The sequence below is a fragment of the Sorangium sp. So ce834 genome (assembly GCF_051521425.1).
GTDB classification, from domain to species: domain Bacteria; phylum Myxococcota_A; class Polyangia; order Polyangiales; family Polyangiaceae; genus Sorangium; species Sorangium cellulosum_D.
In genome coordinates this window covers 9,367,308-9,386,670 of the sequence record NZ_CP150351.1, presented here as the reverse complement: position 1 = coordinate 9,386,670, position 19,363 = coordinate 9,367,308, and the positions used below count along the sequence as shown (strand labels likewise).

Annotated in this window: 13 protein-coding genes; 5 read left to right on the top strand and 8 right to left on the bottom strand. The window is 74.5% G+C overall.

The window, feature by feature from the left end; all coding sequences use genetic code 11:
* Positions 1-65: 65 nt before the first annotated feature.
* Together WMF20_RS34210 and larE are read right to left on the bottom strand one after the other, a co-directional pair.
* Positions 66-986, bottom strand: a complete 921-nt coding sequence (locus tag WMF20_RS34210) for an MBL fold metallo-hydrolase (protein ID WP_437606038.1) — start codon at positions 984-986, stop codon at positions 66-68.
* 28 nt (positions 987-1,014) lie between these two features.
* A complete protein-coding gene (gene larE / locus WMF20_RS34205; RefSeq protein WP_437606037.1) occupies positions 1,015-1,875 on the bottom strand; it encodes an ATP-dependent sacrificial sulfur transferase LarE in 861 nt (286 codons plus the stop codon).
* Positions 1,876-2,001: 126 nt separating this feature from the next.
* On the opposite strand from larE, the gene WMF20_RS34200 reads away from it, so the two are divergent.
* The gene (locus WMF20_RS34200) at positions 2,002-2,814 is read left to right on the top strand and encodes an OmpA family protein (RefSeq protein WP_437606036.1); all 813 of its coding nucleotides are present in this window, start codon (positions 2,002-2,004) and stop codon (positions 2,812-2,814) included.
* A 106-nt stretch (positions 2,815-2,920) separates the two neighbouring features.
* On the opposite strand, the gene WMF20_RS34195 is transcribed toward WMF20_RS34200, so the two are convergent.
* Positions 2,921-5,326 carry a fused MFS/spermidine synthase gene (locus WMF20_RS34195; RefSeq protein WP_437606035.1) on the bottom strand — a complete coding sequence of 802 codons (2,406 nt, stop codon included), beginning with the start codon at positions 5,324-5,326 and terminating at the stop codon, positions 2,921-2,923.
* Between the two features lie 226 nt (positions 5,327-5,552).
* Between WMF20_RS34195 and WMF20_RS34190 the strand changes: the two genes are divergently transcribed.
* From WMF20_RS34190 to WMF20_RS34180, 3 genes are read left to right on the top strand one after another with little or no spacing between them, the layout of a single operon-like run.
* Positions 5,553-7,169 carry an ABC transporter ATP-binding protein gene (locus WMF20_RS34190; RefSeq protein ID WP_437606034.1) on the top strand — a complete coding sequence of 539 codons (1,617 nt, stop codon included), beginning with the start codon at positions 5,553-5,555 and terminating at the stop codon, positions 7,167-7,169.
* Positions 7,166-8,257 (top strand): ABC transporter permease, encoded by a 1,092-nt coding sequence (locus WMF20_RS34185; RefSeq protein WP_437606033.1) that lies wholly within the window; start codon positions 7,166-7,168, stop codon positions 8,255-8,257. Before WMF20_RS34190 ends, WMF20_RS34185 begins: the two co-directional genes overlap by 4 nt.
* Positions 8,254-9,156 (top strand): ABC transporter permease subunit, encoded by a 903-nt coding sequence (locus WMF20_RS34180; RefSeq protein ID WP_437606032.1) that lies wholly within the window; start codon positions 8,254-8,256, stop codon positions 9,154-9,156. Before WMF20_RS34185 ends, WMF20_RS34180 begins: the two co-directional genes overlap by 4 nt.
* A gap of 78 nt (positions 9,157-9,234) precedes the next feature.
* On the opposite strand, the gene WMF20_RS34175 is transcribed toward WMF20_RS34180, so the two are convergent.
* On the bottom strand, positions 9,235-9,831 hold the full coding sequence (locus WMF20_RS34175) for a Uma2 family endonuclease (RefSeq protein ID WP_437606031.1): 597 nt from the start codon (positions 9,829-9,831) through the stop codon (positions 9,235-9,237).
* A 73-nt stretch (positions 9,832-9,904) separates the two neighbouring features.
* Positions 9,905-10,435, bottom strand: a complete 531-nt coding sequence (locus tag WMF20_RS34170) for a hypothetical protein (RefSeq protein WP_129578266.1) — start codon at positions 10,433-10,435, stop codon at positions 9,905-9,907.
* Positions 10,436-10,542: 107 nt separating this feature from the next.
* Here WMF20_RS34170 and WMF20_RS34165 point away from each other — a divergent pair, with 107 nt between their 5' ends.
* Positions 10,543-11,775 carry a M14 family metallopeptidase gene (locus tag WMF20_RS34165; RefSeq protein ID WP_437606030.1) on the top strand — a complete coding sequence of 411 codons (1,233 nt, stop codon included), beginning with the start codon at positions 10,543-10,545 and terminating at the stop codon, positions 11,773-11,775.
* Between the two features lie 43 nt (positions 11,776-11,818).
* Here the strand turns inward: WMF20_RS34165 and WMF20_RS34160 are convergent, their stop codons facing one another.
* The 3 genes from WMF20_RS34160 to WMF20_RS34150 form a co-directional block, all read right to left on the bottom strand.
* Positions 11,819-13,021 carry an MFS transporter gene (locus WMF20_RS34160; RefSeq protein ID WP_437606029.1) on the bottom strand — a complete coding sequence of 401 codons (1,203 nt, stop codon included), beginning with the start codon at positions 13,019-13,021 and terminating at the stop codon, positions 11,819-11,821.
* A gap of 168 nt (positions 13,022-13,189) precedes the next feature.
* Positions 13,190-13,792, bottom strand: a complete 603-nt coding sequence (locus WMF20_RS34155; protein WP_437606028.1) for an N-acetyltransferase family protein — start codon at positions 13,790-13,792, stop codon at positions 13,190-13,192.
* Between the two features lie 253 nt (positions 13,793-14,045).
* The gene (locus WMF20_RS34150; RefSeq protein ID WP_437606027.1) at positions 14,046-19,007 is read right to left on the bottom strand and encodes a hypothetical protein; all 4,962 of its coding nucleotides are present in this window, start codon (positions 19,005-19,007) and stop codon (positions 14,046-14,048) included.
* Positions 19,008-19,363: the final 356 nt, after the last annotated feature.

Sequence of the window (19,363 nt, the reverse complement as noted above, 5' to 3'; positions counted from 1 at the left end):
GGCGCACCGCGGCCGGCGCGCGCGGCGCTCCCCGAACGGCGCGCGCCGGTCGCCGCGGTGCCCGCTCAGCGGACGAGCGCCCGCGTCTCTCCGATGTCGAGGATCCAGAGCGCGTCTTCCGGGAGCCCGCGCGCTTGCCAGCCGGCGCGCGTCCGCTCCGGCGGCTCGCCGGGAGGCTCGTCCGTGAGCCGGTACGTGCCCCAGTGCATCGCCACGAGGCGGCGCGCGCCGAGCAGGACGCTCGCCTCGATCGCCTCCTCCGGGGACATGTGCTGCGGCTCCATGAACCACCGCGGCTCGTAAGCCCCGATCGGCAGCATCGCCCAGTCGATCGCGCCGGCGCGCCGGCCGATCTCCGCGAAGCCGTCGAAGAACGCGGTGTCGCCCGAGTGATACGCCGTCCCCTCGGCGGCGCGCATCAGGTACCCGCCCCAGAGCGCCTCGTTCCGGTCCCAGGGGAAGCGCATCGACCAGTGGCGCGCAGGGACGAGCGTGATCTCCACCCCGCCGACCACGGCCCTGCCCCACCACTCGAGCTCGACGATCCGCTCGGCGCCCGCCTCGCGGAGGATCGCCTCGTGGCCGACGGGCGCGACGTAGACCGGCGCGCCGCCCAGCCGGGACAGCGTCCACGTGTCGAGGTGATCGCGGTGGTTGTGGGTGATCAGCACCGCGTCGAGGGGCGGCAGCTCGCCGAGCGGGATGCCCGGCGGCGCGAGGCGGCGGAGCGGGCCGGGGCCGTCGCGGTAGATCGGGTCGATGAGCAGCCGCGCGCCGCCCAGCGTGACGAGGAAGGACGCGTGGCCGATCCAGGTGAGCGACGGCGCGGCGCCCGCGACGAGCGCGCGATCGTAGGGCCGCGCGGGCGTCGAGAACCCCCCGGGATCTTTGCGGTTCCTGCCGGCGATGGCGTCGATGACCTTCCAGCGGAAGATGTCGGCCGGGCCGCGGATCGGCCGAGTCGCGAGATGATCGAAGCGTCCCATGACCAGGATCCTCCGGCGGAGGCCGCCGTCAGCTCACGATCTTGAGGGCGCGGCCGACGAGGACCTCGTTGTGGCTGCCGGTCCGGTACCCGCCGAGATCGAGCGTCACGTACCGGAAGCCGTGCCGCTTGCCGGCGGCCACGACCTCGGCGCGCACGGCCGGCTCGGCGGCGCGCGCGAGCTCGCCGGCGTCGAGCTCGATGCGCGCGAGGTCGTCGTGGTAGCGGACGCGGACCTGGCGGAACCCGAGGCCGCGCAGCGCGGCCTCGAAGCCGCCGATCTGCGCGAGCCGCTCGCGCGTGACGCTCGTCCCGTAGGGGATGCGGCTGGAGAGGCAGGCGGCGGCCGGCTTGTCCCAGATGGGCAGGCCGACGCGCGCCGCGCCGGCCCGCACGTCGGCCTTGCTGAAGCCGAGCTCGACGAGGGGGCTCACCACGCCGGCCTCGCGCGCCGCCTCCAGCCCGGGGCGGTAGTCGCCGAGGTCGTCCGTGTTGGTGCCGTTCAGGATCGCCGCGAGCCCCCACTCGGCGCGCTTGCGCGCGGCGATCCGGTAGAGCTCGCTCTTGCAGTGGAAGCAGCGGTCGGGGTTGTTCGCCACGTAGCGCGGGTCGTCGATCTCGGACGACTCGACGAGCCGGTGGTCGGCGCCGATGAGGCGGGCGATCGCCGCGGCCTCTTCCTTCTCGGCGGGCGCGAGGCTCGGCGAGACCGCGGTCATGCCGACGGCCTCCGGGCCGAGCTCCTGGTGGGCGACCGCGAGGACGAAGGCGCTGTCGACCCCGCCGGAGTAGCAGACGAGGACGGAGCCGAGCTCCCGGAGCCGGGCGCGCAGCCCGGCGAGCTTCGTGTCGATGGGGGAGCCCTCGGGCGTGAGCGACGGCGCGGACATGGCGATCCTCCCTTTACCACACGCCGTCTCGGGCGCCGGTCCGCCCGGCGCCCGCGGGGGTGACCCCGAGGCCGCCGCCAGGTTACTTGCGGTTCGAGCGCCGGTTCTGACACGCTACAGGGCGAGATGGACTCGAAGAGGAAGCAGGCAGGCCGCACCGCCCTGCCGTTCGCGGTCGCGGTGGCGCTCGCGGCCGCCGCGCACGCCGGGCAGGGGTGCGGAGACAACCGGCTGCCGCCGCGGGACCTGCCGCGCGCCGACGAGCAGCGCCCGCTCCCGCGCTGGTACCCGGAGAAGCCCTGGTCGGAGCAGGGCGGGGAGAGCCAGGTCTACATCCAGGGGAAGATCGTCTTCGAGACGAGCAAGGCGGCCATCCGGCCGGGCAGCGAGAAGACGCTGGAGACGCTGCTCCAGTTCCTCAAGGAGCACCCCGAGGTGACGCGGCTGCGGATCGAGGGGCACACCGACGCGCAGTCGAGCGAGGAGCACAACCAGGAGCTCAGCGCGAAGCGCGCGCTCGCGGTCGCCGACTGGCTGGTCGACCACGGGGTCGAGAACATCCGGCTGATCGCGGTCGGCTTCGGCGAGTCGCGCCCGCTCGGGCCGAACGAGATCGCGGCGGGGCGCAGCGAGAACCGCCGGGTCGAGTTCCACGTGGCCGAGGTGGACGGGCGCCCGTTCCAGGGGCAGGACCCGTACGCGGGCGGCCTCGCGCTGGAGGTGCTGAGCCTCGAGGAGCGCAAGCTGCGCGCGGAGCAGGCCGCGCGGCCCAAGGCGCCCCCGCCCCGCAAGGCCTTCGTGGCGACCGGCGACGAGATCAAGCCGGTGCCGGTCAAGCCGCCGGTCGAGGCGTCGGGGCCGGAGGGCGAGCCGCTCAAGCCGAGCGCGCCGGCCAAGGAGGCGCCCGCGAAGGGCGGCGCGCCGGCGGGCGGGGGCTGAGCGCCCGCGGGCCCGCGGTGGCGCGCGCGGGCGGGCGACGGCAGCGCCTGAGCGCCCTCAGGGCCCGAGGTGGCGCGGGCGGGCCGACGGCGGCGCCTGAGCGCCCTCAGGGCCCGAGGTGGCGCGCGCGCGGCGCCGGCGTGCGGTACCGCGAGAGGAACGCGAGCGCCGCCTCCAGCGACGCGCCGTAGGGGAGCACGTTGCCCTTCGGCGTGGCGTACTCGAGGTAGAGGTTGTCGTCCGTGGACAGGATCGGCCCGCCGTCCTCGGCCGCGTCGGCGACGAGGCGGTCGAGGTCGTCGCCGGAGGTCACGAGATCGTCGAGGAGGTCCGCGAGCCGCGCGCCGGCGAGCGTCGCCTGGAGCGCCGGGCGCGCGTCGAGGGCCGCGAGGCGCGCCGCCGAGGCGACGAGCGGCGCGGCGCTCGCGACCAGGATGCCCTGCGCGCCGCCCACGAACAGCGCCACGTGCGGGAAGGCGCTGCGCATGGTCCGGATCACGGCGGCGAGCTCGCGCCGCCGGATGTGGTGGAGCTGCACCCACTGCTGGAGGACGCCGCCCTCGGCGAGCCGGGACCTGGCGAGCTCGTAGAACTCGCGGCTGTAGAGGCTCGCGGCGCCCGCGAACCAGACGCTGGTGAGCTCGATCGCGATGAGGTCGTAGCGGCCCTCGGCGGCGACGAGCAGCTCGTTCCGGCCGTCGTTGAGCGAGAGGCGGACGCGGGGGTCGTCGAGGGCGTTTAGGCTCGGGCCCGCGAAGAAGCGGCGGGAGGCCTCGACGATCGCGGGCGAGATCTCGGCGACGTCGATGCGCTCGAAGGGGTAGGCCGCGATGGTGCCGGTCGTCGTGCCGGTGCCGAGGCCGATGACGAGCGCCGCGCGCGGGTGGCGGACGAAGAGCGAGGGGAAGTGCGCGAACCGCCGCTGCGCCGTCATCTCGGGGCCGTCGTCGCCCTGGAACTTGCCGTTCGTGTACATGGTCGTGACGCCGCCGAGGTGCGCGACGGTGGTGACGCCGCCGTGCACGTCCTCGCGCACGAAGTCGATGCGCTCGGGCCGCGGCCCCATGGCGAAGTAGACGTTCGCGCCGCTCGTGAGGCGGGCCATGTCCCAGCGGGGCGCGAGCGCGGCGAGGGCGGCCGCGGCGGCGGCCGCCGCGAGGGCGCGGGGGAGCTCGGCGCGGGCGCGCGCGGCGGCGAGGACCGCCGTGAGGGCGAAGGCGAGCGCGATCGCGAAGAGGGCGCGCTCCGAGCCGAGCGCGGGGAGGATCAGGTAGCCGGTGATGATGGAGCCGGCGATCGTGCCCAGGGTGTTCGCGGAGGTCAGCCTGCCGACGCGCGCGGCGACGTCGGCGTGCGCGGCGGCGCGCGCGAGGAGGAGGGGGAAGGTGGTGCCCATGCACAGCGTGGGCAGCGCGAGGATCGCGAGCGCGGCGAGCGCGCGGCACGCCTCGCGGCCGGCCCAGCCGTCGACGTGCTTGCCCGCGAAGGCGAAGAGCCGCGGGAGCTGGTCCCAGAGCGGGGTGGTGGCGGCCAGCGCGAGGGCCGTGGCGACGAGCCCGCGCCAGAGCGCGCCCTCGCCGTGGCGCCGCGCGAGGGCCGGCGAGCGCGCGGCGCCGACCGCGAGGCAGACGAGGAAGACGGCGAGCATCAGCCCGAAGGCGTAGGCGCTGTTGCCGATGAGCAGCGCGAGCAGGTGCGTCTCGACCACCTCGGCGGCGAAGACCAGGAAGCCCGAGGCGAACGCGAGCGGCAGCAGGAACGACGCCTCGCCGCGGCCGCCGGCGGGCGGGAGCGGGGCGCGCGACGCGCGCGCCGTGGACGACGCGCGGGCGTCGGGCGCGGCGGCGGCGGGCGGGGCGAGCGCCGGGCCGCGGAGCCCGGCGGAGATCGCGACGGCGCCGAGGGTGAGGTTGGCGATCGCCGCGGACCAGAGCGCCCCGCGGATGCCGAGGTGCGGGAGGACCACGTAGGCGCCGGAGAGGGCGCCGGCCGCGCCGCCGGCCGTGTTGATGGCGTAGAGCGAGGCGAGGCGGCGCGCGGCGTCGTGCTCGGCCGGGGGCGCGCCGTCCGGCGCGGCGCCGGCGCGGAGGATGCGCGAGAGCACCGGGAGCGTGGCGCCCATCGCGACCGTGGGGACGACGACCACGAGGGCGGTCAGCGCGGCGCGCGCCGCGGTGAGCAGCGCGAGCGAGTCCGGCGCGGCGCGGGCGACGGCGACGTAGGCCGAGGTCAGCGCCTCGAACAGGAACGGCGAGACGGCGCAGATGGCGCCGACGATCGCCTCGAGCGCGCCGTAGACGACGAGCGGGCGGCGGGCGGCCGCTGCGTGGCGGCCGCCGAGGTGCGCGCCGAGGGCCAGGCCGCCCATGAAGGCGGCGAGGACCGTGCTCACGGCGTAGGCGGTGGCGCCGAAGACGTAGGCGAGCAGCTTGGAGAAGGCGACCTCGTAGAGGAGGCCGGTCGCGCCGGAGACGAAGAACAGGGCGGCCACGAGCGGGAAGCGGGAGCGCACGGGCGCGCACGCTAGTACAGGCGCGCGAGGAGCAGGCACCTTCGCGGCGGGCGAGGGGTGGGCGACGCGCCGTCCCCGGCGCCGCTCTTCGGGCGAATCCGGACCTCCAAGCAGCGCCGGCGCGACTGGTGTCACGCCGGCGCGGGCCCTTGATCGCCGGCGTGGCCGCCCAGCGTCGCCCACCCCTCACCTCCGGCCCGCCGCCCTCGCCCCGGAGCCCCGCGCCGTGACGGAGCCGCCGGCCTCGGGCGTGCCCGCGCCGCCTTTCCCTGGCGGCGCGGTGATCGAGCTCGACGGCGTGATCCTCCGCTACGGCGCGCACGTCGCCGTGCGCGGCGCCTCGCTCCGGCTCGCCCCCGGCGCGATCCACGCCATCGTCGGCGAGAACGGCGCCGGCAAATCCACGCTCCTCAAGCTCGCGGCCGGCGTGCTCGCGCCCGACGCCGGCGCCGTCCGCGTCGACGGCGCCCCGCTCCGGCCGGCGACGCCGGCCGAGGCCGCCCGCCGCGGCGTGGGGATGGTCCACCAGCACTTCATGCTCGTCGGGAGCTTCCTTGCGCTCGAGAACGTCGTGCTCGGCTGCGAGCCCACGCGCGGCGGCGGGCGGCTCGACCTCGCCGCCGCCCGCGCCCGCGCCGGCGCCCTCATGCGCGCCGCCGGGCTCTCGATCCCGCTCGACGCGGCGACCTCCGCGCTCACCGTGGGCGAGCGGCAGAAGCTCGAGATCCTGCGGGTCCTCTACCGCGGCGCCCGGGCGATCCTGCTCGACGAGCCCACGGCCGTGCTCTCCCCGATCGAGGCCGACGGGCTGTACGCGACCCTCCGGCGCCTCGCGCGCGAGGGCCGCACGGTCGCGGTCGTGACCCACCGGCTCGACGAGGTGATCCGGTTCGCGGACCACGTCACCGTGATGCGCCGCGGGCAGGTCGCGCTGTCGCGGCCCGCGGCGGGCCGGTCCGCCGAGGCCGGGGGCGACGGCGCCGAAGGAGAGCTCACCCGCGCGATCATGGGCGGCGAGCCGCCGCCGCGGGTCGAGCGGCCGCCGCTCGGCGAGGGCGCGCCGGCGGCGCTCGAGGTCGCCGGGCTGACCCTGACCGGCGCCGGCGGGCGGCGCCTGCTCGACGGCGTGACCCTCACCGTGCGCGCGGGGGAGATCGCCGGCGTCGCGGGCGTCGAGGGCAACGGCCAGCGCGAGCTCGTGCGCGCCCTCGCCGGGCTGGAGCCGCGCGCGGCCGGCCGCGTCGCCGTCGGCGGCGTCGACCTCTCCTCGTGGGACATCCGCGCGCGCCGGGCGCGCCTCGGCGTGGTGCACGAGGACCGCCACGCCGAGGGCGTGCTCCTCGGCGCCTCGGTCGGCGACAACCTCGTCCTCGGCGACCTCGGCGAGCTCCCGCGCGGCGCCCGCGGCCGCGACGCCGAGGCGGCCCTCGTCGCGCGCCGCGTCGCCCGCTTCCGCGTCGAGCCGCCCGATCCGTCGCGCCTCGCGGGCGAGCTCTCCGGCGGCAACCAGCAGAAGATCGTCGTCGCGCGCGCGCTCGATCGCGTCGCCCCGGCGGCGCCCGGCCCGGGCGCGGCGACCCGGGCGCCGCGCCGCGCGGCCGCGGTCCTCGCGCAGCCGACCCGGGGGGTCGACGTCGGCGCCGCCGCGGTGATCCACGCGGCCATCGCCGAGGCCGCCGCGGCGGGGCTCGCGGTCCTCGTGATCAGCGCGGACCTCGGCGAGCTCCGGCGGCTCTGCCACCGGCTCTTCGTGATGCGGAAGGGCAGGATCGTCGCGACCCTCCCGCCCTCGTGCTCCGACGAGGAGATCGGGCGCGCGATGCTCGGCCTGGAGGCGGCGTGAGCGCAGTCCGCGGGCTCGCCGGGGCCGCGCGCCTCCGGAGCGGGCTGCGCGAGCTCCGCGGGGCCGCCCTCCCGGCGGCGCTCGTGCTCGGCGGCATCCTCCTCGCCCTGAACCTCATCTCGTTCGGCTTCGGCGAGGCGCCCGCGCCGATCCTGCGCCGCGCCTTCGAGGGCACGTGGGGCACCCCGTACGGCGTCGGTCAGGTGCTCTTCAAGGCGACGCCGCTCCTCTTCACCGGGCTCGCCTTTTCCATCGCGCTCCGCGCGGGCCTCTTCAACATCGGCGCCGAGGGGCAGCTCGCGATGGCGAGCCTCGCCGGCGCCGTCGTCGCGGCCCGGCTCCCTCCGGGCACGCCGTGGGCCGTCGCCGTCCCGGCGTCGATCGCGTGCGCCATGGCCGCGGGCGCCGCCGTCGCGCTCGTCCCCGCGCTCCTGCGCGCGCGCCTCGGCGCCCACGAGATCATCAGCGGGATCATGATGAACCGCGTCGCCGACGCGCTCGCGCCGTGGCTGCTCGCGTCGGCCCTCGGCAGGGCCGCGATGCGCACCGCCGACGCCATCCCCGCGGCCACGCTGCCGCGGCTCGACCGGTTCGTCCCCGCGCTGCGCGGCAGCGCCGCGAGCGTCGCCTTCCCCCTCGCCGTGGCGCTCGCGTTCGCGGCGCACCGCGCGCTGTCGCGGACCCGCGCGGGCCGCGAGATGCGCTTCGTCGGGCAGTCGGCCGAGGCGGCGCGCGCGGAGGGCATCGACGTGCCGCGCCGGCGCCTCGCGGCGCTGCTCGCCTCCGGCGCCGTGGCCGGGGCCGCCATGACCGCGACCACGCTCGGGTACAAGGGGTACTACGAGCTCGGCCTCGGCGCGGGCGCGGGCTTTTCCGGGATCCCGGTCGCGCTGCTCGGCCGCGGGACGCCGGTCGGGCTCGTGCTCGCGGCCGTGCTGTTCGGCACCCTCGAGCAGGCCGGCCTCGCCATCAACGCGCGCGTGCCGAAGGAGGCGATGGACGTGCTCGAGGCGCTCGCCATCGTCCTCGTCGCCGCCGCGGCCAGGAGCGGCGAGCGCGCGGGCCGCCCCGAGGGGGCGCCGGCGTGAGCTCGCCCGCGCTCGTCCTGCTCGCCGAGGCGCTGCGGATCTCCGCGCCGTACGCGTGCGCGGCACTCGGCGGCATCTGGGCTGAGCGCGCGGGCGTCGTCCAGATCGGCCTCGAGGGGGTGCTGCTCGCCGGCGCGTTCGCCGCGGTGGCGGTCGCCCACGCGAGCGGCAGCGCGGCGGCCGGCCTCGCCGCCGCGCTCGCCGCGGGCGCCGCGCTCTCGCTCGGCCACGCCCTGATCGTCGAGCGCGCCCGCGTGCACGCCGTCGTCAGCGGCATCGCGCTCAACCTGCTCGCCTACGCGGGGACGCGCCTCCTCCTGCGCGGGCTCTACGACAGCGCCACGAGCTCGCCCCCGATCGAGGGCTTCCGCGCAGGCCCGACCGGGCGGAGCGGCGCGGCGCTGCTCGCGCGCGTGCTCCTCGATCCGATCGTCCTCGCGGCGGCGCTCGCGATCGCGGCGACGCCGCTCCTCCTCGCGCGCACCCGCTTCGGGCTCCGGGTGCGCGCCGCCGGCGAGGACCCGGCCGCCGCGGCGGCCGCGGGCGTCCCCGTGACCCGCGTCCGCTGCGCCGCGCTCGCGCTGTCCGGCGCCCTCTGCGCGCTCGGCGGCGCGCACCTCGCCTACGACCAGCACCGCTTCGACGCCGGCATGTCGAACGGCCGCGGCTTCATCGCGCTCGCGGCGGTCGTCGTGAGCGGCCTCCGCGCCGGCCGCGCGGCGCTCGCGTGCCTCCTGTTCGGCGCGCTGGAGGCCCTGCAGATCGCGCTCCAGTCCGCGGCGCGCGGGGCGTCGCGCGCGGCCGATCTCGCGCAGCTCCTGCCGTACGTCGCGACGCTCGTGGCGCTGGGGCTCGCGGCGCGTCGCGGCGCCGCGCCGGGCGAGCGCGCCGCGCCGTGACCTCGTCGACCTCCGTCGCGGCGCCGCGCCGGGCGAGCGCGCCGCGCCGTGACCTCGTCGACCTTCGGCGCGGCGCCGCTACGGATCCGCGCCCATCTCCGGCTCGATGCCCTCCCACCAGGCGGAGAGATCGATCTCGACCGCGTCGAACGGCGCGGCGCGCACCGTCTCGTCCGCGCCGTGGAGGCCGAGCTCCATCCACTTGCCGTCGACGTGCTGGGCCACGAGGAGCGTCCGGTCGCGTGGGTCGACGTACCAGATGTGCGGGACGCCGATCTTCATGTAGAAGCGGCGCTTGACGATCTGATCGTAGCTCGCCGTGCTCGGCGAGAGGATCTCGCAGACCCAGTCCGGCACGAGGGTGATCGGCCCCTTGACGGGGAGCGTCGGGAGGCGCTCGCGGCGGAAGCCCGCGACATCGGGCGAGATCTCCGGCGCGCGGGGCAGCTGGATGCTCGGCTCGGGGAGGATCCACCAGCCGCCGGGGCCGCCGCGCCCCCGCTGGAACGGGTTCGTCAGGTCGGTCGTGATCAGCCCCTCGACGCTCGCGTGCGGCGCGCGCGGGCGAGGGAACGCGTAGAGCGTGTCGTCGAGGATCTCGCCCCGCCACGTCGGCGGCAGCGCCTCCAGGTCGGCGAGCGTCGCCGGACGGACGAGCCTGGGTGCGAGTTCCATGGGCAGCCTCGAGGAAAAATTACCCCAGCGGAGCGGCGCGCGCTCCACAGAACGACCGCCCGGCGCCGCCTCGTCACCAGCCGAGCCGCTGCAGCCGCTCCCGCGCCCCCTTCACCCCGAAGATCGTCGCCTCGCCGGGCGGCACCACGGGCGCGAGCAGCACGGCCGCGAGGATCGCCGTCACGACCAGCGGCGCCCGCGCGTCGCCGCCGGCGACCGGCGGCTCGCGCACCTGCCAGGCCCGCCGCGCCCGCGCGATCAGCGCGTCGAACCCGCGCCCGCCGATCGCCCGCACCCCCGCGGCGGCCGCCGCCCGCAGGAGAGGCGCGCGATCCAGCGGCACCGTCAGCACGAGCACCCGGCTCGGCGCGCCGCCGGACCGGGCGACGTCGACCTCCACGGCGTCGGCCATCGGCGTGGCCCCCGACGGATACGCCTTCTTCTGCGCGAGCGTGAGCTCCGCGCCGAAGAAGACGCGCGCCTGGTGCGCCCAGCGGTGCTCGTCGATCCGCGCCTCGGGCTCCGGCGACAGCAGCGACCAGCCCTGGCCAGGCGGCGCGAGCTCGATACGTCCCTCCGCCCACCCGTTGACATCGAATTCCATCGGCGCGCCCGCTGCCACGATAATCACGGCTCAGCCTGGTCCGGATCGCGCGAAGGCGCGACCCGTGCTCTATAGTGCATGTCATCTAGGCTAAAGGTGAGCCCTGCATGCCGAAGTCCGATCCGGCGTCGGAAGAGCAAGGCCGGGCCGCCCTGAGGGCGGCCCTCTTTGTACATCGCCGCGCGCCCCTCTCGCGCCAGCTCGCTCGCCGCGGCCTCGGCCCCTACCGCGGCTACGGCGAGCTCCTCGAGGCGATCGAGCGGCTCGCCGATCGGGGGGCGCAGCTCTCCCTGATCGGCCGCTCGATCCGCGGCGAGCCGCTGCTCGCCGTCCACATCGGCGCCGCCCGCCCGCCCGGTGACGGCGGCGACCGGCCGGGTGTAGGTCGCCCAGCGCTGCTCTCCCACGGCGGGCGGCGCTTCGCGAACGGCGCGCCGCCCCGGGGCGCCCACCTCGGCGGCGACGCGCCGGGGGGCGCGGACGAGCCGCCGGCGAACGACACCGCCGCGGCGGAGCTGGCCGGGCGCGCCGGGCCGCTCGACCCGCGCGGCGCCGCGGGCGCCGGCCCGCACGATCCGCGCCGCGCCGCGGGCGCCGGGCCGCGCGGACGGACCACGGTGATCCTGTCCGGCATCCACCCCCTCGAGTGGATCGGCATCGAGGCGAACCTCGCGCTGCTCGAGCGCCTCGCGACCGAGGACCTCGGCGGCCGATCGATCTTCGCCGTCCCGATCGTGAACCCCGACGGGCTCCTGCGCGTCGAGATGAACCTCCGCGCCGGGCGCCACCGCTACGTGCGCGGCAACGCCCGGGGCGTCGACCTCAACCGGAACTTCGACGCCGGGTGGTACGAGCGCGGCCTCGTGCAGCGCCTCATCGGGCTCGCCGTCTCGCCCGGCAGCCGCCCCGCCAGCGAGCCGGAGGTCGAGGCGATCGCGCACGCGCTGTCCTCGCGCCGGATCGACCGCGCCCTGTCGCTGCACAGCGCCGGCGGCGCCGTGCTGTACCCGCCGGCGCACAGCCTCTGGCCCGTGGCCGACGCCGCCGAGCACCGCGCCTTCGCCCGGAGTGTCGCGCGCGCCGCGGGCCGCAGGCCGTACCGCGCCATGTCCTACGTCCGCTTCGCCTGGGGCATCCGCAAGGCGGGCCTGGAGATCGACTGGCTCCACGACCGCCACGGGGCGCTGTCGCTCCTCGTCGAGTGCTCGCGCGGCGGGCTCGGCCTGCGCCCGTCGCGGCTCGTCGAGCCGTTCGCCTGGTACAACCCCCTGAAGCTCGACGACGCCACGCCGCCGCTCGTCGAGGCCGTGCTGCCCTTCGTGAAGGGGGCGCGCGCCTGAGCGCGCCGCGCGGGGCGGCTCGCTCAGGCGCAGGCGCGCGCCCTCAGGACTCGACCGGCTCGCCGACGGGGAGCTTCTGCAGGCCGAGGAGGACGCCGACGGCGGCGAAGCCCGCCGCCATGAGGCCGTAGGCCGAGAGCGCCCGGTGCTGGATCAGCCACCCGGCGCCGATGGGGCCGACGATCTGCGCGAGGCTCGCCAGCGACTGGCTCACGCCGAGCGCCGCGCCCTGCTCGTCGCGGCCGACGCTCTTCGTGAGCAGCGTGGTGACGGCCGGCCGAACCACCGCCGAGCCGAACGCCCCGATCCCCACGAGCACGAGCAGCGTGGGCAGCGCGTACGCCACGCCGAGCAGGCCGTAGCCGATCACCATCGTGCCGAAGCCGATCAGCGCGAGCCGCTCCTCGCCGTACCGCTTCGCCAGCCGGCCGATCGCGCCGCCCTGGATGCTCCCGCCGATGAGGCCGGAGAACGCGTAGAGGTAGCCCGTCTCCTTGACGCCGAACGCGAAGCGCCGCTCGAGGAACAGCGCCAGGCCGCCGATGAGCGTCGAGAACGAGAGCGTGAACGCGAAGAACTCGAGCAGCCGGCGGCGCGGGAGCGGCCGGTCGAACAGGCGGCGGAAGGCGTCGCCGCGGCCGATCGCCGACGCGCGGGCGGGCTCGGCCGCGGCCGCCTCGGGCGAGGCCGCCGGCACGATCGGCTTCGCCGGCAGCAGCGTGGCCGTCAGGAGGATCGACGTCAGCGACAGCGCCGCCGCGCCGTAGGCCGGGGCGCCGTAGCCGAACCGGCTCGCGAGCTCGCCGGTGATCGCCGGGCCGAGCAGGAACCCCGAGCCGAAGGCGATGCCGATCAGGCCGAACGCCCTGGTGCGCTCCTCCGGCCGGGTCACGTCGCTGATGTACGCCTGCGCGATCGTCAGGTTCCCGGCCGTGAGGCCGTCGATGATCCTCCCCACGAAGAGCATCGACAGCGAGCTCGCCGAGCCGATCACGAGGAACCCGAAGAACGTGCCGGTCTGGCTCGCGAGCAGCGTCGGCTTGCGGCCCACCCGGTCGGAGATCCGCCCGAGGATCGGCCCGGACACGAGCTGGCAGACCGCGTAGCTCGCCGCGAGCACGCCGACCACGAGCTCGCTGGCGCCGAAGTGCTCGGCGTAGAACGGGAGCAGCGGCAGCACGAGCGTGAGGCCGAGGACATCGACGAAGACGGTCAGGAAGATCGGCAGGAGCGGCGAACGGCGCATGGTGGCTTTCGGTGGCGATGGACGGCGGCGAGGACCGCGGGCGATCCGCGCCGAGGTGGCCGGGCCGGCCGACGGGCGCCCGGGCGGCGGTCTCCTCATGACCCATCTGCGCCGCGGTGGGTACCCTCCAGCGCGCCCCGACGGCACAGCCCGGCCGGCGCGCCGGGATCAGCGCCCGGCGGGCCTGGCGTCGCGCGCGTCCGGACGCGCGTCGGGGGCGCGGAGCGCGAGCGTCATCTGGATGTCGTCCAGGATGGCGTCACCCACCCGGAACGCGTCGCGGCGGGTGCCGATCGGGACGAAGCCCATCCGCGTGTAGAGCCGCATGGCGCGCTCGTTGTTGGAGAAGACGCCGAGATCCAGGTACGAGAGGCCCGCCTTGTCGCGCGCCCAGGCGATCGCCGTCTCGAGCAGCCGCCGGCCGTGGCCCTGCCCGGTGTAGGGGCCGAGGATGCCCATCGCGACGACGGCGCGGTGGCTCTCGGACCAGACCCGGCCGCCGCGCAGCTCGATGTGCCCGATGACGCGCGCCCGCGGCTCGGTCGACCGGAGCAGCCAGGCCCGCCCCCAGAGCGGCTCGTCGAGCGCCTTGCTCCAGCGGTCGCGCGCGCCCTTCTCGACCTCGTCGGGCGCGAGCGACGTCACGACGGCGAAATGGGGCGCGCCGCGGCGGCCGGACTCGGCCATGTGCTCGACGAGGTAGGTCATGAAGGCCCGCGCGTCCGAGAGCTGCGCCGGGGCGATGGCGGGGAGGGCGGGGGGGGCGTCCATGCCGTGGCGCGCGCTGCGCTTCGGGGAGCGTAATGCCGCCGCGGCGCCGGCGCGACCTCGAAGCCGCCGCGCGCGGGGCGGGGCCGAGCGACCGCGGGCTCGCCCGGCCTGACGGCCGGCGACGGCCGCGCGGGTCACGGCGCCCGCGGGGATCGCCGAGCGCCCGCGCGCTCGGGTCGCTGGTGCTGGAGGGGGAGAGAGGAGGGGAACGCGGGGGCCCCGGCGTGGGGCCCCCGGCGCAGCGAGGCGCGGATCAGTCGGGGTAGATGCCGAGCTGATCAGGATCGGCGAGGCCGAGCCGGACCATCATCTGGAGCAGGTAGTCGGGCACCGACTTGTAGCTCTTCAGCTCGTACGCGTAGTGGTTCTTGTAGATGGTGAGCTGCGCGCAGTTCGCGTTGATGTTCTGGTCGCACGGCTTCACGGCATCCAGCTGACCGCTGTTCGGGTTCAAGTCCCTGACCGCGGAATCCGGGACGATGATCGCGGCGCCGTCCGGGTGGTGCATGACCACCGCGCGACCGTACTTGTTGAAGCCCGGGCCGTAGTCGGCCGCGTGCGCGGGATCCCCGGGCACGGTGCCTTCATACGCCGGATCGAGCTGGTACCCCTTCGACGTGAGGTCGTTGGCGTATTCGAGCACGCGCGCCGCGATGCCCTTCTGCACCCACTTGCCGCCGGAGTCCTTGCAGGTCGCCCTGTCCTTGCCGGTCCCGAAGAGGCACTCCATGCCGTACGTGCGGGCGTAGTAGACCTGCCCGGACGTCGGGTCCTGCCACTCGATGCGCTGCTCGATGCCGGGCTCGGCGTCGGTGCCGAGCCGGTAGACGCGCATCATGTCCATCCAGTTCGTCTTGCCGTTCGCGGGGATGTACGCGAGCGTCCAGGCGATCAGGAACTTCTGCACCTCCCAGCCGACCTGCGGATCGACCGCGATGGTGCGGGGGACGGTCTCCGGGTTGAAGTCGCCGCCGATGTAGTTCGAGCAGAGGTTCTTCCCGTCGCTCGGGAAGCAGACCTTCGGCCCCTCGTTCGGCCACCAGCTGATCCAGCCCATCGGCCGCGCCGGGTACTGCGTCGCCAGCGGGTCGGGATCCTTGCTGTCCGCGCTGACCACCGGGAAGCCGTTCGCGTCGGCCTCGAGGCGAGGCGCGAGGAGCGTGCGGTCGCCGGTGAGGGCGTTGGCGAGCAGGCGGCGGTAGCCCTCGGGCAGCACGTCGGCCATGCCGACCGCGCGGAAGCGGGCGTCGTAGAAGTCGCGGCGGGAGCTGCTCACGAACCGGTCCTCCGACTCGGAGAGCAGGATCGCCGTGTTGATCTTGTCGTAGTAGCTGCCCGCGTTGATCGTGAAGTCGGTGTCGAAGTCGCCGTTGTCCTCCGAGTTCTTGTTCGCGAGCGGGTGACCGCCGAACCCGATGTCCTTGAAGTAGCCGGTCGAGCCGTTCGGGATCTGCACCAGCACGTCGGTGTTGGCCTGGCCGCCGAAGCCGCTGAAGTCCTCGCCCGCGCCGTAGTCGTCGCTGTCGTCGTTCGACCGCAGGATGCCCCACTCGGACCACGGGTTGCCCGGATCGAAGGCCTCGCTGTTGCGCAGGTAGTGCGGCCCCACCTCCGGGCGGGACAGCTGCCGGGCGAAGTGATCGAAGGCCACCGTCGCGGCGATGACGTTCTCCTCCAGGTTGCCCTCGATGAGGAACGGCCACAGCGAGTCGAACGACAGGCCCTGGTTCGTCGCGAGATCTTGGTAGATCGTCCCGAAGAACCCGATGCCGCCGGCGATGCCGAGGAGCTTCTCGTTGTAGCGGCTGTAGGACCGGTCCGCCGCGGCGCGGACGTTGAACGTCGTGCGGCCGCGCCGGAAGTTGTCGAAGATGTGCCTGTTCTCCTGGGAGGTGATCAGGAACATCAGCTGCTCGTACGGGTCGGCGCCGTTGTCGTGGCGGAAGACCGAGACGTTGCCGGTGTCGGCCCAGTTGTCGCTCGCGAACGCGTACGGCACGCGGACCCGGCCCCGATCGTCGACCGCCGGGCCGCCGCGGAAGGAGATCATGTTGGTCTCCTTGTCCTGCGGCTTGCGCAGGTTCCTCCAGCTCACGTAGTCGACCGGCTGCTGGCGGCAGCGCTTCGTCTCGTTGCCGACGGTGACGATGCCGCCGTCGATGACCTGGTGCCACTTGCCGTCGAGCGCCTCGTTCCAGCTCGCGGGCGCCTTCGTCTCCACCTCGTAGCAGTCGCGGATGACGTTGTACTGCGACTGCAGCTGGGAGTAGTGGAAGTCCGAGACGTTCCCGCTGCCCTTCGCGTACGTGCCGTACTTGATGCCGGCGAGCCCGCCGAAGGTGTCGGTCGCGGCGAGGAGCGCGCCGCCGACCTTGCCGCCGGCCAGGTATTTGCTGTCGCCGTTGTCGTAGACGCTCACCGTGTCGCCGTAGAAGAAGCGCGCGGCGGCGAAGTCGTAGACGCCGAGGCCGACCAGGTCCTGCGAGACGTCGCCCGGGTAGTCCATGACCGTGGAGTGCTGGAACATCCAGATCATGTTCTTCTGCTCTTCGTCCGTGATCGCGTCGAAGTAGCGGGGGCCGACGCACTGCTCCGGGTTCTCCCCCGGCTCGCCGGTGCACTGCGCCTTGATCGTGCCGTTCTTCGTCCTGAGCTGCCAGTACTGGGGCCGGAAGAAGAGCGAGGCGTAGGTGCTCACGAAGTTGTGCCGGAGGCCGATGGAGTGCCCCATCTCGTGCGCGATGACCGCGTACTGGTAGCGGCGCTGGATGTACTTGAACATCCGCTCGTAGCGCTGCCGCCGCTCCGCGGACGTCTCGTTGTCGCCCGCGGGGAACTTCTCGCGCAGCGCCTCCGCGAGGCCCGTCATCGCCGAGGCCTCGGGCGCCTCGTGCAGGATGCAGGCGCCGCGCGCGGCGAGCGCGCTGTCGTGCATGCGGCGGAGCTGCGACTGCACCTGCGGGTTGTTCATCGCGAACGGCGACGCCGCGTCGGCGAACGGCCCCTCGACCGGCACGCTGGCGGGGACGCCGGCGCGCTGGAGCATCGCCGGGTTCATGAGCTCCGCCTCGGCGAGGCTGCCCCGGGCGGCCCTCATGCGCGCGCTCACGACCGCCTGGTGCGGGGAGGGGACGTCGCTCCGCACCGCGATGTCGGCGACCTTGGCCTTCATCGGCTCGATCACCGCACGGAGCTGCGGGGAGACGCCCTGCGCGACGAGGTTCTTGTACGCCTCGGGGTCGAGCTTCGTGACGCTCGCGAGCCGCGAGGTGACCTCGTCCTTCGTCATCGTGGGCCCGGTCCCGCCGCCCGAGGCGCGGCTCGCCTGCGCCCAGTCGCGGATGTACTTGCCCTCGGTGATCTCGGAGGTCGAGATCTCGCCGTTGATGTAGCGGACGAGGTCGATCAGCCCCTGCGCCGCCGAGTCGGTGATGTGGCTCCAGATGTTGATGCTGGCGGCCACCTTCTCGCCCGTGATCGGGTCGTCGCCGTCGACCATGATGCCCCACGGCGACGGGGTCTGCGGCTTGTCGACGATGAGGACGCTGTTGTAGCGGAGGTCGCCGAGGCGCGGGGAGAGCCCCTCTGCGCCGCAGGCCGGGTGATCGCCCGCGACGACGGGGTTGTGGCAGAGCACGATCACGGGCGGCTGCGTCACGACGTTGCCGATCGCGAGCGTCGCCTGGTCGTTGTTGCGCAGCTCCGAGAGCTTCGTCACGGCCTCCCAGGCCGCCTGGTCGCACTGCGGCGCGTCCCAGCCGTTCGCGCGGCGGCACGCGTTGAGGTCGCGCGAGATCGCGACGGCCTCGTCGATGTCGTCCTGCTGGCCCTTCCACATCGGGAACCGCGCGTCGCAGTCGGCGCCGCCGGTCTTCCTGCACTCGACCAAGCGCGAGGTCTGGATCGAGGTCTTCATCGCGAGATCCCACTCCTCGGCGGCCCAGTTGGTCGCCTCGAAGAGGTCCTCGGACGTGTTGCCGCCGATGTACCAGGGGATGACGACCGCCTCGCGCTGCGCGTAGGGCAGCGTGCACTTCTGCTTGAACACGTCGCACTGCGAGCCCGGGCCGGCCGCGGCGCACTCGTCGGCGGTGCCGTCGTTGTCCTCGTCGCGGTTCGGATCGGCGTTCAGCTCGCCCGACGGGAGGGCCGTCTCCCGGGTCGCGCAGGCGATCGCCCCCTCCATCGTCTCCGGGGCCGCGTAGAAGTGGCTGCGCTTCCAGAGGTTGTAGCGGGCCGCGAAGCGCCGCCACTGGTTGTCGAGGATCCCGTAGTTGCGCTCGTAGCCGTAGCGGTAGTCGAAGTTGAAGATGCCGAACGCCTGGAACCGCACGCCGTCGAAGTCGACCGGCTCGTAGTCGGTGTCGACCACCTTCTTGAACGACTGCCGGATCGTGATCTCGACCGGGTTGCAGTTGCCGTACGGGTCGGTGCCGCCGGCGAAGTCGCCCGGGAGCATGCAGGCCGGGTACTTGTCGATACCCCAGCCGAGGCTCGAGAGGTCGAGCATGGCGGGCGTGGCGAACGCCTTCGTCGTGACGTCGAAGTAGCCGTTCGCGGCGTCGAACTTCGGGGCGTCGGCGGCGTTGGGATCGTTGACGGTGTAGGCGAGCGGCTCGTACTCGACGCCTCCGTAGAGGCCGAGCTGCGAGAGGGTGTCGAAGTTGTAGGCGTCGGTCGCGAGGTTGCGCGACCAGTCGACGCGCATGTACTCGCGATCGTGCCAGAGCCTGTCCGTCGTGTTCTCGACGATGACGTTCGACTCCTCGCCCGTCGCCGGGTTGTAGTCGCGGCGGATGTCGAAGTGCGACTCGATGGCGTAGCTCGCGACGATCTGGCCGTCGTTCGTCGTCTTCTTGGTGAGCCCGTTATAGGTGTTGCCCTTGGCGTCGGTGCCCTCGATCCGCTCGTAAGCGAGCCGAGCATTGAGCTGGCGCTCGGTGATCTCCCACTTGATGCGGGCGACGGGCTGGGCGTACGTGGACGTGAAGAGGCCGTCTTGGGCAGCGCCGTACCCGACGTCGATGACCGTGCCCCGCATGTAGAACTCGGGGTCGTCGGCGATGTCGGCCAAGCTCCCTCCGACGAAGAAGGACTTGGCGAGCGCATCGCTCTGGACCTTTCTGATGGACTGCCGCTCCTCCGCGCAGCCCGCCCCCACGACGGTCAGCGCGACGGTGCCGAGGAGCACCGCGCGCCTAAAAATTCGATTCATCAACGATCCTCCGGAAGCTGCCTGTCGAGATCGACGCACAAGCCGGCCCTTCGCGACGCACCCGGCGCGGCGCGAGGCATTTCCCCCCAGGCAAGAACGCTGCCAACGGTCGAAGGCGAGCTCTTTCGATAAGTTAAGCATCTGTCGCACATTTGCACCGGGGGTGGCGTTAAAGAGTTAACTGCCGTCGGTCGGGCCCCGCGGCCGGCGCCGTCTCCGGGGTGACGGTGGCCGCGCGCGGTGGTCGGGAACGGTGGTCGGGAACGGTGCTCCGGAGCGCGGGTCGGGAACGGTGGTCGGGACGGCCGATCGCGCGCTGGCCGGCGGCTGCGTCCGCTGGTGGGCTGCCGCCGGGG